Here is a 16,373-nt window from a genome sequence, read left to right on the forward strand (position 1 = left end):
CCCGAAGTCCCGGCTCCGCCGGGACGCTGCCGCACACGTGGCTGGGCCGAGTTTCGTCTCAGGGCAAACGCACGTGGAAATGAGATCCAACCACGTGCGTTTGCCTTGATCGGCGGCAAGAGGGCGCGGCGCGCGGGCGCCGGGGCGCGCGGGCGACCGGGGGGCGGCGACGGCCGGGGGCGCGGGCCCGGGGGCGGCCGCGCGGGGTGGGGTGTGGAGGAGTGGGTGGGGTGGTGGGGTGTGTTAGAACGGGCTAAGGAGCGAGTGGGAGGTATCGGTGGGGCGGGCGCTGATCATTGTGGATGTGCAGAACGACTTTTGTGAGGGGGGTTCCCTCGCTGTCGAGGGCGGGGGCGGCGTGGCAGCGGGGATCTCCGCCGCGCTCGCCGCGGGCTCCTGGGATCACGTGGTCGCCACGAAGGACTACCACGTCGACCCGGGCTCGCACTTCGGCAACCCGCCGGACTTCGTCGACTCGTGGCCGGCGCACTGCGTCGTGGGTACGCCAGGGGCGGATTTCCATCCCGCGCTGGCCACCGACCAGATCGAGGCGGTGTTTCACAAGGGCGAGCACGCGCCCGCGTACTCGGGATTCGAAGGCCATGACCGCGACGGCGCCGGCCTTGCCGACTGGCTGCGTGCCCGCGACGTCACCGAGGTCGACGTGGTGGGTATCGCCACCGACTACTGTGTGAAGGCGACGGCGCTGGACGCGGCGCGGGAGGGGTTCGCCACCACGGTGTTGCTCGACCTCACCGCTGGCGTGACCCCCGCGACGGCCGAGGCTGCCCGCGGCGAGTTGCGAGCGGCGGGGGTGAGCCTTCAAGGGGCGTAGGGCCTGTGGGCGCTGGACCTCGCGATAGCGCTTGGGTCAGAACCCTTGATTCGACAGAAGGAGCGCGGGCCCACGGCCCGCGCTCCTTCTGAAATGGATCGTCTAGCGGTCGATCTCGGTGGAGGTGTCTTCCTCGTAGGAGGCGCCTCCGCGAGACTCGCTGGTGAGCGGCTTGGCGCCACCCTCCGGCGGGCCGGCGAGCGACTGGCCGGCGGCGAGGTGCGGGTACTTCACGTCGAACGCCGGGCGCTCCGAACGGATGCGCGGCATCCTGTCGAAGTTACGCAGCGGCGGCGGGCAGCTCGTGGCCCACTCGAGCGAGTTGCCGTGGCCCCACGGATCGTCGACGTCGACCACCTGGCCGGCCTTGTACGACTTCCACACGTTGAAGAGGAACGGCAGCGTCGAGGCGCCGAGCACGAACGACCCGATCGTGGAGATCGTGTTGAGCGTGGTGAAGCCATCGCCGGGCAGGTAGTCGGCGTACCGGCGCGGGAAGCCCTCGTTGCCCAGCCAGTGCTGCACCAGGAACGTGGTGTGGAAGCCAAGGAACGTGAGCCAGAAGTGCACCTTGCCGAGCCGGTCGTCGAGCATGCGACCGGTCATCTTCGGGAACCAGAAGTAGATGCCCGCGAAGACCGCGAAGACGATCGTGCCGAAGAGCACGTAGTGGAAGTGGGCGACCACGAAGTACGAGTCGGAGACGTGGAAGTCGAGCGGCGGGCTGGCCAGCAGCACGCCGGACAGGCCACCGAAGAGGAACGTCACCAGGAAGCCGATGGAGAAGAGCATCGGCGTCTCGAACGTGATCTGGCCGCGCCACATCGTGCCGATCCAGTTGAAGAACTTCATGCCGGTCGGCACGGCGATGAGGAAGCTCAGGAAGCTGAAGAACGGCAGCAGCACCTGGCCGGTGGCGAACATGTGGTGCGCCCACACGCTCATCGACAGGGCCGCGATCGCGATCGTGGCGCCGACCAGGCCCTTGTATCCGAAGATCGGCTTGCGGCTGAAGACCGGGATGACCTCGCTGATGATGCCGAAGAACGGCAGCGCGACGATGTACACCTCGGGGTGGCCGAAGAACCAGAAGAGGTGCTGCCAGAGCAGGGGCCCGCCGGTGGCCGGGTCGTAGACGTGGGCGCCGAGGATGCGGTCGGCGGCCAGCGCGAAGAGCGCGGCGGCCAGCAGCGGGAAGACCAGGATCACCAGGAGGCTGGTGACCAGGATGTTCCACGTGAAGATCGGCATCCGGAACATGGTCATGCCCGGCGCGCGGAGCGTCAGGATCGTGGTGATCATGTTGACACCACCGAGGATGGTGCCCAGACCGGAGATGGCCAGGCCGACGATCCACATGTTGGCGCCGACGCCCGGCGAGTGCACCACGTCGCTCAGCGGCGAGTAGGCGAACCAGCCGAAGTCGGCCGCGCCGTTCGGCGTCAGGAAGCCGCCCATGGCGAGGGTGCCACCGAAGGCGTACAGCCAGTACGCGAAGGAGTTGAGCCGCGGGAACGACACGTCTGGCGCGCCGATCTGCAGCGGCACGATGTAGTTCGCGAATGCGAACACGATCGGCGTCGCGAAGAACAGCAGCATGATCGTGCCGTGCATCGTGAATAGCTGGTTGTACTGCTCCGGGGAGAGGAACTGGAGGCCCGGACGAGCCAGCTCAGCGCGCATGATCAGCGCCATCAGGCCGCCGACCATGAAGAACACGAACGATGTGACCAGGTACATGAGCCCGATCTGCTTCGCGTCCGTGGTCCGAAGCAGGCGCGCGATGGCGGAGCCCTTGACCGGCTCGTGGACCGGCCATGGCCGCGTCACGATCGGCTTCGGTGCGACGGTGGTCACGCGTGGCCTCCGAGGTGCTCGCTCTTGATCTGGTCTGCTTCGACGCAGAATAGTCCTCCCCACCGACCCACCCACTACGGGGGTTAGTAGGGCTCGACCAGGCTCCGGTAGTGGTCGGCGAAGATCCGGGCGCCGCGCCGGCGGAGCAGGGGATCGCGCAGCGCGGGGGCCACGTCGCGCAGCTTGTCGCGGTCGCGGGTGCGGGCGAGCACCCATTCGGTACGCGGGCGCCGCCGCTGCTCGTACGCGCGGAGCGCCTCGGCCACGCTCCCGGCTTTGCGCAGCTCGGCCGCGAACACCACGGCGTCTTCGAAGGCCATGGCCCCACCCTGCGCGAGCGTCGGGGAGGTGGCGTGGGCGGCGTCGCCGACGAGCACGACGGGCGGCCGCGACCACGAGCTGATCTCCACCTCGTCGGTGACCGCGACCTGGACCCGCTCGACGGCCTCGAGCACGGCGGGCACTGGGCCGCCGAGGCTCCCGAAGACCTCGCGGAGCCGGGCCAACGGGTCGGCGGGTGCCCCCGTGCCGGGCTCCTCCGCCTGGCAGAAGAGCCGGCCGGAACCCATCGGCATGATCGTGAACAGGGAGCGCTTGCCCAGTACGGCCGTCCAGCCGGCGAGCTTCGGGCCGCCGGTGACCACGCTGCGGTACATGATCTGACCGACCGGGCGAGCGCCCGCGCCGAGCGCGGCGAGCGTGCGTATCAGTGAACGCCGGCCGTCGGCGCCGACCACCAGGTCGTACTCGGCGCTGGATCCGTCACCGAACTCGACCTTGGCCGAACCGTCGACGATCTCCAGCCCTTTCACCTCGGTCTCGTGGCGCACCTCGCCGCCGGCTCCGCTGAGCATGACCTGGTGCAGGTCGGCTCTGGGCAGCACGCGGCACTCGCCGACGCCCTGCCACAGGTCGGTGAGGTCGACCTCGCACAGCGGCCGGCCGCGCGCGTCGAGGAATCGCTGCCGGTCGACCACCTCGCCGCACGGCCGGAGCGGCGCCTCCAGGTCGAGCTCGCGCAGCGCCCGGGCGGCATTACCGGGCAGGTAGATGCCGGCGCCGGCCACAGTGGACGCGGGCAGCTTGTCGATAACCTCTGGACGGAAGCCCGCCAGCCGCAGCGCACGGGCCACCGACAGGCCGGCAATGCCTGCGCCGACGACCAGAATCCGCAGGGTGGTACGGAGCATGGCGTAGGGCCTCCGGAGGTTTCGAACCCCCGCTCAGGGGTGAGGGCAACACGCGTCGAAGCCACGAGACTACTCGGAGCGACCGGCCAAGGGTAGGCCCCAATCGCGTCTAACAGTAGCCTTATGGTCACCGTTGTACGCGTGCGCCAGCTCCCTTGACGAGCGCCTCGACCTCTTTGAGGTTCGCCATGGACGTGTCGCCGGGCGTCGTCATCGCGAGCGCGCCGTGCGCAGCGCCGTATTCAACCGCTTTCGCCAGATCTCCAAACGTCAGCAGCCCGTAGACGAGGCCGGACGCGAAGCTGTCGCCGCCGCCGACTCGGTCCAGAATCTCCAGATTTGGCCGATGAGTCGCTTCGGCGAAGACGCCATCGGCCCACGCGATCGCGCCCCAGTCGTTGACGGTGGCGCTGCGCACGGTTCGCAGCGTCGTGGCAACCACCTTGAAGTTCGAATACTCCTTCGTGACTTCCTCAATCATCCGGCGGAAGTTGGCAACTTCCAGTTCGGACAGTGACTCGTCGGTGTCGGGCACCTCGAAGCCCAGCGAGGCCGTGAAGTCCTCCTCGTTGCCGATCATCACGTCGACGTACCGGGCGAGCCGCCGGTTGACCTCCTGCGCTCGCTCCTTGCCTCCGATCGCCTTCCACAGGCTGGGCCGGTAGTTCAGGTCGTACGAGATGAGCGTGCCGTGCCGGCGCGCCGCGACCATGGCGGCCTCGATGACGTCGGGCGTGGTCTCGGACAGCGCGGCGTAGATGCCGCCCGTGTGCAGCCAACGGGCGCCGAGCGTGCCGAAAAGGTGGTCCCAGTCGACGTCGTCGGGGCGGAGCTGGCTCGCGGCGGTGTGGCCGCGGTCGGACGTGCCGACGGCGCCACGCACGCCGAAGCCGCGCTCGGTGAAGTTGAGCCCGTTGCGCACGGTGCGCCCGATGCCGTCGTATCCGACCCACTTCACAAAGGACGTGTCGACGCCGCCCTGGAGGATCAGGTCTTCGAGCAGCCGTCCGACCTCGTTGTCCGCGAACGCGGTCACGACGGCGGTGCGCAGGCCGAAGCAGCGCCGCAGCCCACGGGCCACGTTGTACTCGCCGCCGCCTTCCCAGGCCCGGAAGTTGCGCGCGGTGCGCACGCGCCCCTCGCCCGGGTCGAGCCGGAGCATGACCTCGCCGAGCGACACCAGGTCGTACCGGCAGTCGCCGGCCGGGCGGATCGCGAGCGTCATAGCTCCCCCTTGGTCAGTGCGACAGCGGAAGCCGTCAGGCGGGTGACCTCGTCCCACTTGCCGGCGGCGAGCAGGTCGGGCGCCACCATCCAGGTGCCGCCGACCGCGAAGACCACGGGCAGCGCGAGGTAGTCGGGCAGGTTGGCAGTGTTGACGCCACCGGTCGGGATGAACCGCACGTTCCGGAACGGTGCCGCCAGCGCCTTGATCATCTTGGCGCCGCCAACCTGCTCCGCGGGGAAGAACTTGACGATTTCCAGGCCGGCGTCGAGCGCCATCTGGATCTCGGTAGCGGTAGCCGCGCCGGGATAGACCGGTATGCCCAGCTCCTGGCAGTAGTTCACCACGCGCGGGCTGAACCCGGGGCTCACCACGAACTTCGCACCCGCCGCGACAGCCGCGTCGACCTGGGCCGGGGTGAGAACCGTGCCCGCCCCAACGAGGAGCTCGGGGTTTTCCGCCATGATCCGGATAGCCTCGGCGGCGGCGTCGGTCCGGAAGGTCACCTCAACGCTGCGTAGCCCACCGGCGGTAAGGGCAGCTGCGAGCGGCTCCGCGTCGGCCGCGCTCTGCAGCACCACCACCGGCAGCAGGCGGTTCTGTCCGATCGCTTGTTCAGTATCGTGAACGCTGGTCACGTACATGACCATAATGTAAGCCATGACCGCCGTCCAACCCCCCGTGAAGTCGGCCGACCGGACCCTGGAGGTGCTCGAAGCCCTCGCCGCGTCGCGCGAACGCCGCTCGCTGGTCGAGCTCTCCCGCGCCCTCGATATCCCCAAGAGCAGCCTGCACGGCATCCTGCGGACGATGGCCCGCCGCCGCTGGGTCGAGACCGATCCCACCGGGACCCGCTTCGGGCTCGGCGTACGCGCACTCGAGGTCGGAGCCGCGTACCTCGACGCGGACGACGCGGTCGGCCTGGTGTCGTCGGTGCTCGACGACCTGTCGCGGCAGTTCGGCGAGGCGGTGCACCTGGGCCGGCTCGACGGCCCCAACGTGGTCTACCTGGCCAAGCGGGAGTCGGCGCACCGGCTGCGGCTCTACAGCGCGATAGGGCGCCGTCTGCCCGCACACGCGACTGCTCTCGGCAAGGCGCTCCTGGCGCACCGGCCGGACGCCGTGGCGGGCCTAGAACTCCATCGCTTGACCGCGAACACGATCACCGACCCGGACGCCCTCGAAGCCGAACTCGAAAAGTCGAAGGAACGCGGCTACGCCGTCGACCGCGAGGAGAACACCGAAGGCATCGTGTGCTTCGCGATGGCGGTGCCGCTGACCGACCCACCCACCGACGCGATCAGCGTGTCCGTCCCCGTGCCCCGGGTGGCGCCGGACAGCGAGGAGCGCATCACCGGCGCCCTCGGCCGCGCGATGACCCAAATTCGCGCCGCGCGCAGCATGTTTTCATAGGCGTGAATATGTCTTAATCTCATGGGAGCGCTCCCGTCCTCCCACCAATGTCACTAGGAGCACCCATGAGACGCTCGATCCGCGCGCTCGTGGCGGCCGGCCTGTTCCTCACGGGCTCAGTCGCCGTCGTCGTGGCCGCCGGCCCGGCACAGGCCGACGTCCGCATCTGTGAGCAGTTCGGCTCCACCACGATCCAGGGCCGCTATGTGGTCCAGAACAACCGCTGGGGTTCCAGCGCCGAGCAGTGCATCAATGTCACCGACAACGGCTTCTCGATCGTGAGCCAGCAGGGCAGCGCCGCCACCAACGGCGCTCCGCTGTCTTACCCGTCGGTCTTCCTGGGCTGCCACTACACGAACTGCTCGCCGGGCACCAACCTGCCGCTGCAGGTCAGCCAGATCAGCAGCGCCACCAGCAGCATCAACTACGCGTACACAGGCGGCACCTACAACGCCTCGTATGACATCTGGCTCGACCCGACGCCCCGGCGCGACGGCGTCAACCAGGTAGAAATCATGATCTGGTTCAACCGCCAGGGCCCGATCCAGCCGATTGGCTCCGTCGTCGGCAACGCCACGGTCGGTGGTCGGACATGGGAGGTCTGGCGCGGCAGCAACGGCTCCAACAACGTGATCTCATACGTGGCGCCGTCCGCGATCAGCAGTTGGAGCTTCAGCGTCCTGGACTTCATCAACGACACGCGCAACCGCGGCATGATCACCAACTCCTGGTACCTGACCAGCATCCAGGCGGGCTTCGAGCCCTGGAACGGCGGCGTCGGCCTCGGGGTCAACTCGTTCTCCGCCGCGGTCAACCAGGGCACCCCGCCCACCACCCCGAACACCAGCCCGCCCGTCACCACGCCGCCGCCGGGCGGCTCGGGCGCCTGCCGGGTCGCATACACCGCCAACTCGTGGAACAACGGCTTCACCGGCAGCGTCACGGTCACCAACACCGGCTCCGGCACGATCAACGGCTGGACGCTCGGCTTCACCCTCCCCAGTGGACAGCAGATCACCAACGCCTGGAACGCGACCGTCTCGCAGAGCGGCTCGTCGGTGACGGCCCGCAACGCGTCCTACAACGGCACGCTCGCGCCCGGCGCGAACACGTCGTTCGGCTTCCAGGGCACGCACGGCGGCACCAACCAGGCCCCGACAGGCTGGACCTTGAACGGCGCCGCCTGCACCACCTGAACAGCATGATCACGAGATAGGGAGCACGGAGGCTGGGTAACCCAGCCTCCGTGTCTCCTACTGGCTCGACGACGCCCTCGGCGCGGCCGGCCGCATCGGCGAGACGCGTTCCTCGCGGTCGGTGGTTTCCAGCCCAGATTGCACGTGTACGGGGAGGAGGCGCTCCTCGCGATGGACCTGGCGACCGCCGGCTGGGGTCTGGCGTACGTGCCCTCGCTGACGGTGCGGCACCTGCCCGTGCCGGACGGGCGTGATCCGGGTGGGCGACGCCAACTGGAGACCCACAACGCGCTGCTCACCACGTGGCTGCGCCGACCAATCGGGCGCGCGGTGCGGGCGGCATCCCGGGCGCTCTCCACACGGGACGGCCGGACGGGGCTGCGGTACGCGCTGGCGGACCTGCCATGGGCGCTCCGCCACCGCCGGCCCGTACCCCCAACGGTGGAAGCCGCGCTGCGGGTTTTGGAAACCTCCGCACAATAGGGGTATGGCCGACCGCCTGGACGAGTACCGGCGTAAGAGGGACGCGCGCCGCACACCCGAGCCGGTGCCCGCCAAAACCCCCGCGGGCAGCGACGACCGGACGTTCGTGATCCAGCAGCACCACGCCCGGCGGCTGCACTGGGACCTGCGTCTGGAGCGCGACGGCGTGCTGGTCTCGTGGGCGGTGCCGCGCGGCATACCGCGCGATCCGGCCCGCAACAACCTCGCCGTACAGACCGAGGACCACCCGATGGAGTACGCCGACTTCCACGGCGAGATCCCGGCCGGCGAGTACGGCGGTGGCCGGATGACCATCTTCGACCGGGGCACCTACGTCACGGAGAAGTGGCGCGACGGCGAAGTGATCGTCGTGCTGGACGGTGAACGGGTCTCCGGCCGGTACGTGCTCTTCCGCACCGACGGCAAGAACTGGATGATCCACCGGATGGACCCGCCCGAGCCCGGGTGGAGCCCGATGCCCGACACGGTGCGGCCGATGCGACCGGTGCCGGCGACGCGGCTGCCGGCCGACGACGAGGCGTGGGGGTACGAGCTGGAGTGGCCGGGTGTACGGGCGGTCGGGTACGTCTCCGGCGGCCGGCTGCGGCTGCTGTCCAGTGAGGACACCGACGTCACCGAGTCGTACCCGGAACTGCGCGAGCTGGCCGAGACGCTGGCTCCCACGGACTGCGTCCTGGACGGCATGATCGTGGCGTTCGACGGCAACGGCCGGGTTAGCGCGGCGGCACTGCACCCGCGCTCCCGGGTCAGCGACGCCGCGGCGGCCCGGCGGCTGGTGGCCCGAACGCCGGTGCAGTACCTGCTGCTCGACGTGCTCTGGATGGAGGGCCGGTCGACAGTGGACCTGCCGTACACCGAACGCCGCGAGCTGCTGACGGCGCTCGACCTGGCCGGACGGTACTGGCAGACACCGCCCCACTTCGAGGGGGGCGGCGACGCCGTCCGGCAAGCGAGCCGCGAGCAGGGCCTCGGTGGCGTGGTAGCGAAGCGGCTCGACTCGCCCTACACGCCGGGCAAGCGGTCTCGCACCTGGCTCAGGATCCGCTAGACATTCCGTTGGACAGCCAGTGCGCCATCGCGGCCATGTCGCGGGAGCCCATGCCGGCGTCGAGCGCGGCCAGCACCGCCGCACGATTGGCGGCCGCCTGGGGCATCACCGCGCCCACCCGCTCAGCGAGCTGGCCTATCAGCCCCAGATCCTTGGCCACCAGGTCGAGGCTGAACGCGACCGGGGTCTCGTCGGGACGCTCGAAGGCCGCCCGCTTGTAAACCACGAACGGTGACGCGATCGCGCTGTGCACCAGCACCTCGTACGTGGTCTCGCGGGGCACCCCGGCCCGCTCGGCGAGCACCAGCGCCTCGGCGAGCGCCTGGTTGATCGCCAGCAGGACCGTGTTGACCGCGAGCTTGACCGCCGCACCGGAGCCGAGCGGTCCGACGTGGAAAACCTGCGCGGCGAGCAGGTCGAGCACGGGCCGCACCTGGGTGAGAGCATCCTCCGGCCCGCCCACCAGGAACGTCAGCTTGCCCTGCTCGACCAGTGACACGCTGCCCGACACCGGCCCGTCGAGCAGCGCGGCGCCGCGCTCCCCGACGAGTTCGGCCAGCCGGTGCACCGTCTCCGGGTCGAGGGTGCTGGTCTCCACCACGACGCTGCCTCCGTGGAGCCCGGCCGCGATGCCGTCGGGTCCGCTGTACGCGTGCAGCACCGCCGCGTCGTCGGCCAGCGACACGAGTACGGCGTCGGCCGACGCGGCCGCCTCGCGGGCGGTATCGGCGACCGCGCCGCCGAGGGCCTCGGCCTTTTCGCGGGTGCGGTTGTAGACCACCACGTCGGTGCCGGCCTGCTGGAGCCGGGCGGCCATGGCCCCGCCCATGCGGCCAGCGCCGACGATCGCCACCTTCATTTCAGCAACCATCCACCGTCTACGGGCAGGTTGACGCCGTTCACCGACGAGTTTCGCAGCAGGAAGACGACCGCATCGCGGATATCGGCCATCGTGGGGAGCCGGCCGGTCGGTGTACGGGAGACGACGGCGTCGAGCGGCTTTCCGGTCCAGTACGGGCTGTCGCCGACGATGCCGGGGTGGATGCCGTTGACGCGGATCGGCGCCAGCTCGCAGGCGAGCGTGTGCACGAGGCCGGTGATACCGCCGTTCACTGTGGACACCGTCGTGGAGCCCGGGTAGGGGCGCCGCAGAGCCTGCCCGCCGAAGAGCACGATCGAGCTGTCTGGGCGCATCTTCGGCAGCAGCGCGTGCACCACCTCGGTGTACCCGACCAGCTTGAGCGTCACGAGCCGCACCGCGCGGTCGATCGCGTAGTCGGCCGCCGTGTTGTGGTCGCGGTCGATCGCCGCGAGCACAAGGTGGTCCACGCGCTCGACACCGGCGAGCGACGCGGCGATGCTTTCGGGCTCCGCCAGCTCGAGAGCGGCGGCTCGGGCACCGATCTTTTTGGCTATCTCCTCGGCGCGGCCGGCGTCCCTGCCGGTGAGCACGACGTCGTCGCCGGCGCCGGCGAAATGGCGCGCCACCTCCAGCCCGATGCCGGAGGTACCGCCGACAACCACCACACTCATGGGGCCTCCCGGTCCACAGTCTCCCGCAGGTAGGTCCAGTCGCGGGCGAAACGGTAGGAATGGCGGGACGGCGGCTGCGGCGCCTGAGTTTCCAGCCAGCGCACCGGCCCTTCACCCGCGTTGGTGAACGAATGCACACAGCCCACCCCGGCGAACGCCACGTCTCCCGGCTCCAGCCGGTACCTGGTGCCGTCGAACGTGGCGTCCGTCGCGCCCTCAAGGATCAGGTACGTCTCCTCGAACGGGTGGTCGTGCGGCCCGGCGACACCGTCGGGCTCGTACTGCACCATGAACATGGTGGACAGTTCGGCGCCGAGGTCGCTGTCGACCATCATCTTCACCGTGATGCCGCTGTAGACGAGCAGCGCGGTGCGCATGCTGGCGGACACGGCGAGCAGGTCCTGGCTCTGCTTGCCCGGCTCCATGTGTGCCGGCGAGATGTGCCCGAAGGAGCGGTTGCGCGGGTCCCGTGGATCAACGGGTCGCACCGGCCCGTGCCGCAACGGCGGCACCACGACGGTGTCGCCGTCGAAGCGCTCGCGCGGCTGCGGTGCCTGCATCCGCGCCCACCGGGCGGGCTCCGCGCCGGCGTTGCGCCACCCGTGCGGCACACCGGTCGCCACGACCCCGTAGTCGCCCTCGCCGAGCAGGTACGCGCCGTCGGAGGTGTCGAGCACCGCTGAACCGGACAGCATGTACACGCTCTCCTCGAACCAGTTGACGTGGGTCGGCACCGAGCCTCCCGGCGCCAGGGTGCAGATCCCGAACCCGGTGTGTACCGCACCCGGCACCGATTCGTCCACGATGGACCAGCGCGCGTATCCGTCGCCCACCTTGGCGAAGGCCGCCTCGGACGCCCGGCGCACGATGTGCCGCGAACTCATGCTGTGCCTCCTGGTTCGCTCTGTCCAGGCGCCGCCGCGCCACCTGCCTCGCTCACGCCGCCTGCTTGCGGGCGGCGACGGCGGAGAGCAGGTGGTCGCGGGAGTTCTCGACGAGGCCACGCGCCCTGCCGACGTCGGCGAGCAGCTTGCCGTCGCGCTTACGGAACTTGCCGGCCACGAGCACCGACTCCACGTTGGAGACGTCGGCGCAGAGCGTCACCGCGGTGACCGCGTCGTGCACGGGTGTCACGTTGATGGCGTTGGTGTCGATGAGCACGATGTCGGCCTGCCTGCCGGGCGTCAGCGATCCGATCCGGTCTTCCAGCCCGACGACGTGCGCCCCGTTGAGCGTCGCCATCTCCAGCATCTGCGCGGCCGTGAGCAGTCCTTCGGCGGGTTCGTTGCGCTCCCAGAAGGCCGCCAGCGCCCGGACCCGCTCGACGCCGAACGCGCTGCGCATCTGCGTGAACATGTCGCCGGGCACGGTGGTCACCACGTCGATCGACAGGCTGGGGCGCAGGCCGTACTCCATGGACTTGACCACCGGTGGCCAGCCGTGTCCCATCTGGACCTCGACCTGTGGCGCGATGGAGATGGTGCCGCCGCTGTCGGCGACGAGTTGCCACTCCTCGTCGCTGAAGTAGCAGCAGTGGATGTAGGTCGTGTCGGAGCCGAGCATGTTCATCGCGTCGAGCATCTTGATCATGCCGAACCGACCGGCCAGCCGTCCCATACCGACGTGCACGGTGATCGGCAGCCCCAACTCGCGGGCCATCTCCCACTCGGCCTTCACCACGTCGTCGACACAGAACCCCGGGCCGCGGGTGGCTACCGCCATCGTGAGCAGCCCGTCCGAAGACGAGAAGTAGGTGTCGCGCACCCGCCTCACGTCGTCCTTCGGTATCACGATCTTGCTCTCGAACCAGTAGTCGGCGAGCGCGAGGTTGGCGCTTCCGTACGCGTACTGCGCCCGGATGCCGGCCTCCTGCAGCCCGCGTACGGCCGCGTCGGGGTGCTCCGGCGTGTTGTTGATGTGCGACCAGTCGACGAGCGTGGTGATGCCGGCGTTCAGGCATTCGAGGGAGCCGGCGAGGTTGCTGGCGTACACGTCCTCCGGCCGGTACACCGGCGCGAACGTGTCGAGCACCTCCACGAAGTAGTCGTCCAGTGTGGCGTTCGGCGCGCAGCCGCGGATCGCGGCCTCCCACGTGTGCCGGTGGGTGTCGACGAAGCCCGGAATCACGATCCGGCCGGACGCGTCGACCACTTCGGCGTCGGCGTCGATATGCCGGTCGACGGCGGCGATCCGGTCGTCCTCGATGAGGATGTCGCCCTCGGGGATCTCGCCGAGGGTCGGGTCCATGGTGAGTATGTGGCCGCCACGAAGGAGAATTCGGTCGGGCATGGCAGTGCCTCCTACTAGTAAGCGGAAAGCCGGCGTACCGCCTCGGTGACCTTGTCGACGGTCGGGATCACCTCGGCCTCGAGCGCGTCGGCGAACGGCAGCGGCACGCACGCCCCGGCGACGCGCTTGATCGGGGCGTCCAGCAGTTCGAAGCCTTCATCGGCGACGACCGAGACGACGGTGCCGCCCCAGCCGCCCTGATACGGGTTCTCCTCCACCACCAGGAGGTGGGAGGTGCGCTCCACGGAGGACAGGACGGTGCGCATGTCGAGCGGTATCAGGCAGCGCAGGTCGATCACCTCGACCGAGATGCCCTCACTCTCGAGCTGTTCGGCGGCCTTCAGCGCCACGGACACGGTCGAGGCGAGCGCGACGACCGTGATGTCGATGCCCTCGCGTGCCACCGCCGCCCTGCCCAGCTCGACCACGTGGTCGTCGGGCGGGCGCGGTCCGGAGCCGGCGAGCAACGCCTTGTGCTCGAAGAAGACCACCGGGTCGTCGCTGCGGATGGCCGACGCCATCAGGCCGATCACGTCGGCGGGCGTCGACGGCGCGGCGATCTTCAGTCCGGGCACCGCCAACGCCCAGTTCTCCACCGCCTGCGAGTGCTGCGCGCCGAAGCCCAGCCCGCCGCCGTTGGCCGTGCGGATGACGAGCGGCACGGTCACCTGCCCGCCGGTCATGTACCGCGCCTTCGGTATCTCGTTGGCCAGGTAGTCCCAGCAGCAGGCCAGGAAGTCACTGAACATGATCTCGGCGACCGGCCGCATCCCGGTCATCGCGGCGCCCATCGCGGCGCCCACGATGGCCTGCTCGGAGATCGGGGTGTCCCAGACCCGCTGCGGCCCGAACTCGGTGAACAGCCCCACCGTGGTCTTGAAGACGCCCTCGGCCGCGCCGATGTCCTCGCCGAGACAGACCACTGTGGAGTCTCGGCGCATCTCCCGCGCGATGCCCTCGGCGACCGCCTCGCGATAGCTGATCACGTCCGCCACGTCGCGCTCCCGTCCGCCCACACGTCGGTGAACGCCAGCTCCCGGCTCGGCTCCGGCGCGTTCTTCGCGGCGGCCACGGCCTCCTCCACGACCTGCGCCGCACGCCGGTCGCGCTCCGCGATGGTTTCCGGTGCTACCCCGCCAGCCTCCAGCTGAGCCCTGGCCACGTCGAGCGGGTCGTGTTTGAGCCACCGCTCGACCTCTTCCGCCGGGCGGTACTTGGCCGGGTCGGAGCGGCTGTGTCCAAAGTGGCGGTACGTCTGTGCCTCGATCAGCGACGGACCGTCGCCCTTGCGGGCCCGCTCGGCCGCGCGCGCCACCGCCTCGTGCACCACCGTCACGTCGTTGCCGTCGATCACCTCGCCCGGCATCCCGTATCCGGCCGCCCGGTCCGCCGCCGGGTTGGGCACCGCCGTCACGTCTGCGATCGGCGTGTATTCCATGTAGAGGTTGTTCTCGCAGACGAACAGCGCCGGCAGCTGCCACACGGCGGCGAGGTTGAGCGCCTCGTGGAAGGCGCCGATGTTGGTCGCACCGTCGCCGAAGAACGCGACCGCCACCTGGCCCGAGCCGCGCAGCTTAGCGGACCACGCCGCGCCCGCCGCCATCGGCAGGTGCGCGCCGACGATCGCGTACGAGCCGAGCATGCCGGTGGACGCCTTGGTCAGGTGCATCGAGCCACCCTTGGCCTGGCACAGCCCGGTGGCCTTGCTCATCAGCTCAGCCAGGCACTCCTCCGGTGTGGCGCCACGCGCCATCGCGTGGTGGTGACCGCGGTATGTGGCGAAGACGTAGTCGTCGGGGCGGAGTGCGGCGCTGGCGCCCACCGCGATCGCCTCATGGCCGGCGGCCAGGTGCGTGGTGCCTTTGACGAAACCCGCCAGGAAGAGGTCGTGCGCGGCCTTCTCCGTGCGCCGGATCAGCGCCATCTCCTCGTACGCGTCGAGCAGTTCCTCCGGAGTCATTGAGCGGCTCCATTCGGACTATTGAGATGCGACTGCGCGTGCCGGACCGTCTTGAGTGGACCACCGGCCGCGAAGTACCGGCGCCCGGCGATCAGCAGCTCCTCGGCGGGGAACTTGGTGATCAGCTCGCAGCCGTCGGCGGTCACCACGACCTCCTCCTCGATGCGCGCCGCGGAGTACCCGTCGCCGGCTGGCCAGTACGTCTCCAGCGCGAAGACCATGCCCTCTTCGAGCACCTCCGGGTGGTCCAGCGACACCAGCCGGCTGAACACCGGCTTTTCCCAGATGGAAAGCCCAACCCCGTGGCCGTACTGGAGGGCGAACGCGGCCATCTCGTCGGGGAAGCCGAACTCCTCCGCGCGCGGCCAGACGGACACGATGTCGGCGGTGGTGGCGCCCGGCTTCACGAGCGCGATGGCCCGGTCCATGTACTCCCGGCAGCGCACGTACGCGTCGCGCATGGCCGGCGAGGCGCTGCCCACCGCGAAGCACCGGTAGTAACAGGTGCGGTAGCCGAGGTGGCTGTGCAGGATGTCGAAGAACGCCGGGTCGCCGGGGCGAAGCAGCCGGTCGCTGTATACGTGCGGATGGGGCGCGCAGCGCTCGCCCGAGATGGCGTTGACGCCTTCGACGTACTCGCTGCCGAGGTCGTAGAGCACCTTGCTGACCAGCCCGACGCACTCGTTCTCGCGTACTCCGGGGCGCAGGAACTCGTACAGCTCCTCGTAGGCGGCGTCGACCATCGCGCACGCCTGCGCGAGCAGGCTGATCTCGTCGCGGGTCTTGATGCGCCGCGCCTCCAGGAAGACCTGCTGTCCATCCACGACGGTCAGGCCCTCGGTCTGGAGCGCCGAGAGGATCGGCATCTCGATGAGGTCGACGCCCACCGGGGCATCGGCGAGGCCGTGCTCTCGCAGGACGGCGGCGACCTTGGTGGCCACGTCGGCGGCGATCCCAGCGTCGGGGTGGAAGGCACCGCGCAGCGTGGAGATGCCGGCGCGGGCGCGGTTGGTGCCGTCGAGCCACGGGTTGTAGAGCTGATGGTGCCGCGCAGCCGAGCCGAAGTCCCAGATGACCGGCTCGCCGCCGCGTGGCAGCACGGCGAACCGGATGAGCTTGTCCATCGCCCACGTGCCGATGTGGGTCGACGTCATGTATCGGATGTTGGCGAAGTCGAAGGTCAGTAGCGCGCCCAACTCGGACGCTTCCAGATGGGCCTTCAAGCGGGTCAGGCGCTCGGTGCGCAGCCGGTCGAGATCGACGCGCTCTTCCCAGTCGACGGCGTTGGTCCCGAACGTACGAATTGCCATCGCGACCTCCTGT

General features: G+C 69.6%; 16 protein-coding genes. 5 read left to right on the top strand and 11 right to left on the bottom strand.

Annotated elements, in window-relative coordinates; genetic code table 11:
* Positions 1-277: 277 nt before the first annotated feature.
* The gene (locus tag V6V89_RS30005) at positions 278-835 is read left to right on the top strand and encodes an isochorismatase family protein (RefSeq protein WP_334622847.1); all 558 of its coding nucleotides are present in this window, start codon (positions 278-280) and stop codon (positions 833-835) included.
* 102 nt (positions 836-937) lie between these two features.
* Here V6V89_RS30005 and ctaD read toward each other — a convergent pair whose 3' ends face one another.
* The 4 genes from ctaD to eda form a co-directional block, all read right to left on the bottom strand.
* The gene (gene ctaD / locus V6V89_RS30010) at positions 938-2,692 is read right to left on the bottom strand and encodes an aa3-type cytochrome oxidase subunit I (RefSeq protein WP_334622848.1); all 1,755 of its coding nucleotides are present in this window, start codon (positions 2,690-2,692) and stop codon (positions 938-940) included.
* A gap of 83 nt (positions 2,693-2,775) precedes the next feature.
* The gene (locus V6V89_RS30015; RefSeq protein ID WP_334622849.1) at positions 2,776-3,882 is read right to left on the bottom strand and encodes an FAD-dependent oxidoreductase; all 1,107 of its coding nucleotides are present in this window, start codon (positions 3,880-3,882) and stop codon (positions 2,776-2,778) included.
* A 127-nt stretch (positions 3,883-4,009) separates the two neighbouring features.
* Complete coding sequence (locus V6V89_RS30020; RefSeq protein WP_334622850.1) at positions 4,010-5,107, bottom strand: sugar kinase; 1,098 nt, start codon at positions 5,105-5,107, stop codon at positions 4,010-4,012.
* The gene (gene eda, locus V6V89_RS30025; RefSeq protein ID WP_334622852.1) at positions 5,104-5,745 is read right to left on the bottom strand and encodes a bifunctional 4-hydroxy-2-oxoglutarate aldolase/2-dehydro-3-deoxy-phosphogluconate aldolase; all 642 of its coding nucleotides are present in this window, start codon (positions 5,743-5,745) and stop codon (positions 5,104-5,106) included. Before eda ends, V6V89_RS30020 begins: the two co-directional genes overlap by 4 nt.
* Before the next feature lie 22 nt (positions 5,746-5,767).
* Between eda and V6V89_RS30030 the strand changes: the two genes are divergently transcribed.
* The 4 genes from V6V89_RS30030 (at position 5,768) to V6V89_RS30045 (ending at position 9,268) form a co-directional block, all read left to right on the top strand.
* Positions 5,768-6,520 (top strand): IclR family transcriptional regulator, encoded by a 753-nt coding sequence (locus V6V89_RS30030; protein ID WP_334622853.1) that lies wholly within the window; start codon positions 5,768-5,770, stop codon positions 6,518-6,520.
* A gap of 65 nt (positions 6,521-6,585) precedes the next feature.
* Positions 6,586-7,716 (top strand): GH12 family glycosyl hydrolase domain-containing protein, encoded by a 1,131-nt coding sequence (locus V6V89_RS30035; RefSeq protein WP_334622854.1) that lies wholly within the window; start codon positions 6,586-6,588, stop codon positions 7,714-7,716.
* Positions 7,717-7,887: 171 nt separating this feature from the next.
* A complete protein-coding gene (locus V6V89_RS30040) occupies positions 7,888-8,199 on the top strand; it encodes a hypothetical protein (RefSeq protein WP_334622855.1) in 312 nt (103 codons plus the stop codon).
* Positions 8,200-8,203: 4 nt separating this feature from the next.
* Positions 8,204-9,268, top strand: a complete 1,065-nt coding sequence (locus V6V89_RS30045) for a DNA polymerase ligase N-terminal domain-containing protein (protein WP_334622856.1) — start codon at positions 8,204-8,206, stop codon at positions 9,266-9,268.
* On the opposite strand, the gene V6V89_RS30050 is transcribed toward V6V89_RS30045, so the two are convergent.
* From V6V89_RS30050 to V6V89_RS30080, 7 genes are read right to left on the bottom strand one after another with little or no spacing between them, the layout of a single operon-like run.
* A complete protein-coding gene (locus V6V89_RS30050) occupies positions 9,255-10,127 on the bottom strand; it encodes an NAD(P)-dependent oxidoreductase (RefSeq protein WP_334622857.1) in 873 nt (290 codons plus the stop codon). The two genes, V6V89_RS30045 and V6V89_RS30050, sit on opposite strands and share 14 nt — an antisense overlap.
* Complete coding sequence (locus tag V6V89_RS30055) at positions 10,124-10,801, bottom strand: SDR family NAD(P)-dependent oxidoreductase (protein ID WP_334622858.1); 678 nt, start codon at positions 10,799-10,801, stop codon at positions 10,124-10,126. The genes V6V89_RS30050 and V6V89_RS30055 overlap by 4 nt, the downstream gene beginning before the upstream one ends.
* Positions 10,798-11,685, bottom strand: coding sequence for a cupin domain-containing protein (locus V6V89_RS30060; protein ID WP_334622859.1), 888 nt, complete (start codon positions 11,683-11,685; stop codon positions 10,798-10,800). The genes V6V89_RS30055 and V6V89_RS30060 overlap by 4 nt, the downstream gene beginning before the upstream one ends.
* Before the next feature lie 52 nt (positions 11,686-11,737).
* On the bottom strand, positions 11,738-13,090 hold the full coding sequence (locus V6V89_RS30065) for an amidohydrolase family protein (protein ID WP_334622860.1): 1,353 nt from the start codon (positions 13,088-13,090) through the stop codon (positions 11,738-11,740).
* Positions 13,091-13,104: 14 nt separating this feature from the next.
* The gene (locus tag V6V89_RS30070) at positions 13,105-14,085 is read right to left on the bottom strand and encodes an alpha-ketoacid dehydrogenase subunit beta (RefSeq protein ID WP_334622862.1); all 981 of its coding nucleotides are present in this window, start codon (positions 14,083-14,085) and stop codon (positions 13,105-13,107) included.
* Positions 14,073-15,050 (bottom strand): thiamine pyrophosphate-dependent dehydrogenase E1 component subunit alpha, encoded by a 978-nt coding sequence (locus tag V6V89_RS30075; protein ID WP_334622863.1) that lies wholly within the window; start codon positions 15,048-15,050, stop codon positions 14,073-14,075. Before V6V89_RS30075 ends, V6V89_RS30070 begins: the two co-directional genes overlap by 13 nt.
* Positions 15,047-16,360, bottom strand: coding sequence for a M24 family metallopeptidase (locus V6V89_RS30080; protein WP_334622864.1), 1,314 nt, complete (start codon positions 16,358-16,360; stop codon positions 15,047-15,049). The genes V6V89_RS30075 and V6V89_RS30080 overlap by 4 nt, the downstream gene beginning before the upstream one ends.
* Between the last annotated feature and the right edge of the window lie 13 nt (positions 16,361-16,373).

Source organism: Micromonospora sp. CPCC 206061 (assembly GCF_036906915.1).
Classification (GTDB): Bacteria; Actinomycetota; Actinomycetes; order Mycobacteriales; family Micromonosporaceae; genus Phytohabitans.

Excerpts from the sequence above, each read along its gene's own strand:
- V6V89_RS30080 (WP_334622864.1), bottom strand. The coding sequence starts at position 16,360 with ATGGCAATTCGTACGTTCGGGACCAACGCCGTCGACTGGGAAGAGCGC.
- V6V89_RS30015 (WP_334622849.1), bottom strand. The coding sequence starts at position 3,882 with ATGCTCCGTACCACCCTGCGGATTCTGGTCGTCGGCGCAGGCATTGCC.
- V6V89_RS30055 (WP_334622858.1), bottom strand. The coding sequence starts at position 10,801 with ATGAGTGTGGTGGTTGTCGGCGGTACCTCCGGCATCGGGCTGGAGGTG.
- V6V89_RS30050 (WP_334622857.1), bottom strand. The coding sequence starts at position 10,127 with ATGAAGGTGGCGATCGTCGGCGCTGGCCGCATGGGCGGGGCCATGGCC.
- V6V89_RS30045 (WP_334622856.1), top strand. The coding sequence starts at position 8,204 with ATGGCCGACCGCCTGGACGAGTACCGGCGTAAGAGGGACGCGCGCCGC.
- V6V89_RS30030 (WP_334622853.1), top strand. The coding sequence starts at position 5,768 with ATGACCGCCGTCCAACCCCCCGTGAAGTCGGCCGACCGGACCCTGGAG.
- V6V89_RS30020 (WP_334622850.1), bottom strand. The coding sequence starts at position 5,107 with ATGACGCTCGCGATCCGCCCGGCCGGCGACTGCCGGTACGACCTGGTG.
- V6V89_RS30035 (WP_334622854.1), top strand. The coding sequence starts at position 6,586 with ATGAGACGCTCGATCCGCGCGCTCGTGGCGGCCGGCCTGTTCCTCACG.
- V6V89_RS30065 (WP_334622860.1), bottom strand. The coding sequence starts at position 13,090 with ATGCCCGACCGAATTCTCCTTCGTGGCGGCCACATACTCACCATGGAC.
- V6V89_RS30060 (WP_334622859.1), bottom strand. The coding sequence starts at position 11,685 with ATGAGTTCGCGGCACATCGTGCGCCGGGCGTCCGAGGCGGCCTTCGCC.
- V6V89_RS30075 (WP_334622863.1), bottom strand. The coding sequence starts at position 15,050 with ATGACTCCGGAGGAACTGCTCGACGCGTACGAGGAGATGGCGCTGATC.
- V6V89_RS30040 (WP_334622855.1), top strand. The coding sequence starts at position 7,888 with ATGGACCTGGCGACCGCCGGCTGGGGTCTGGCGTACGTGCCCTCGCTG.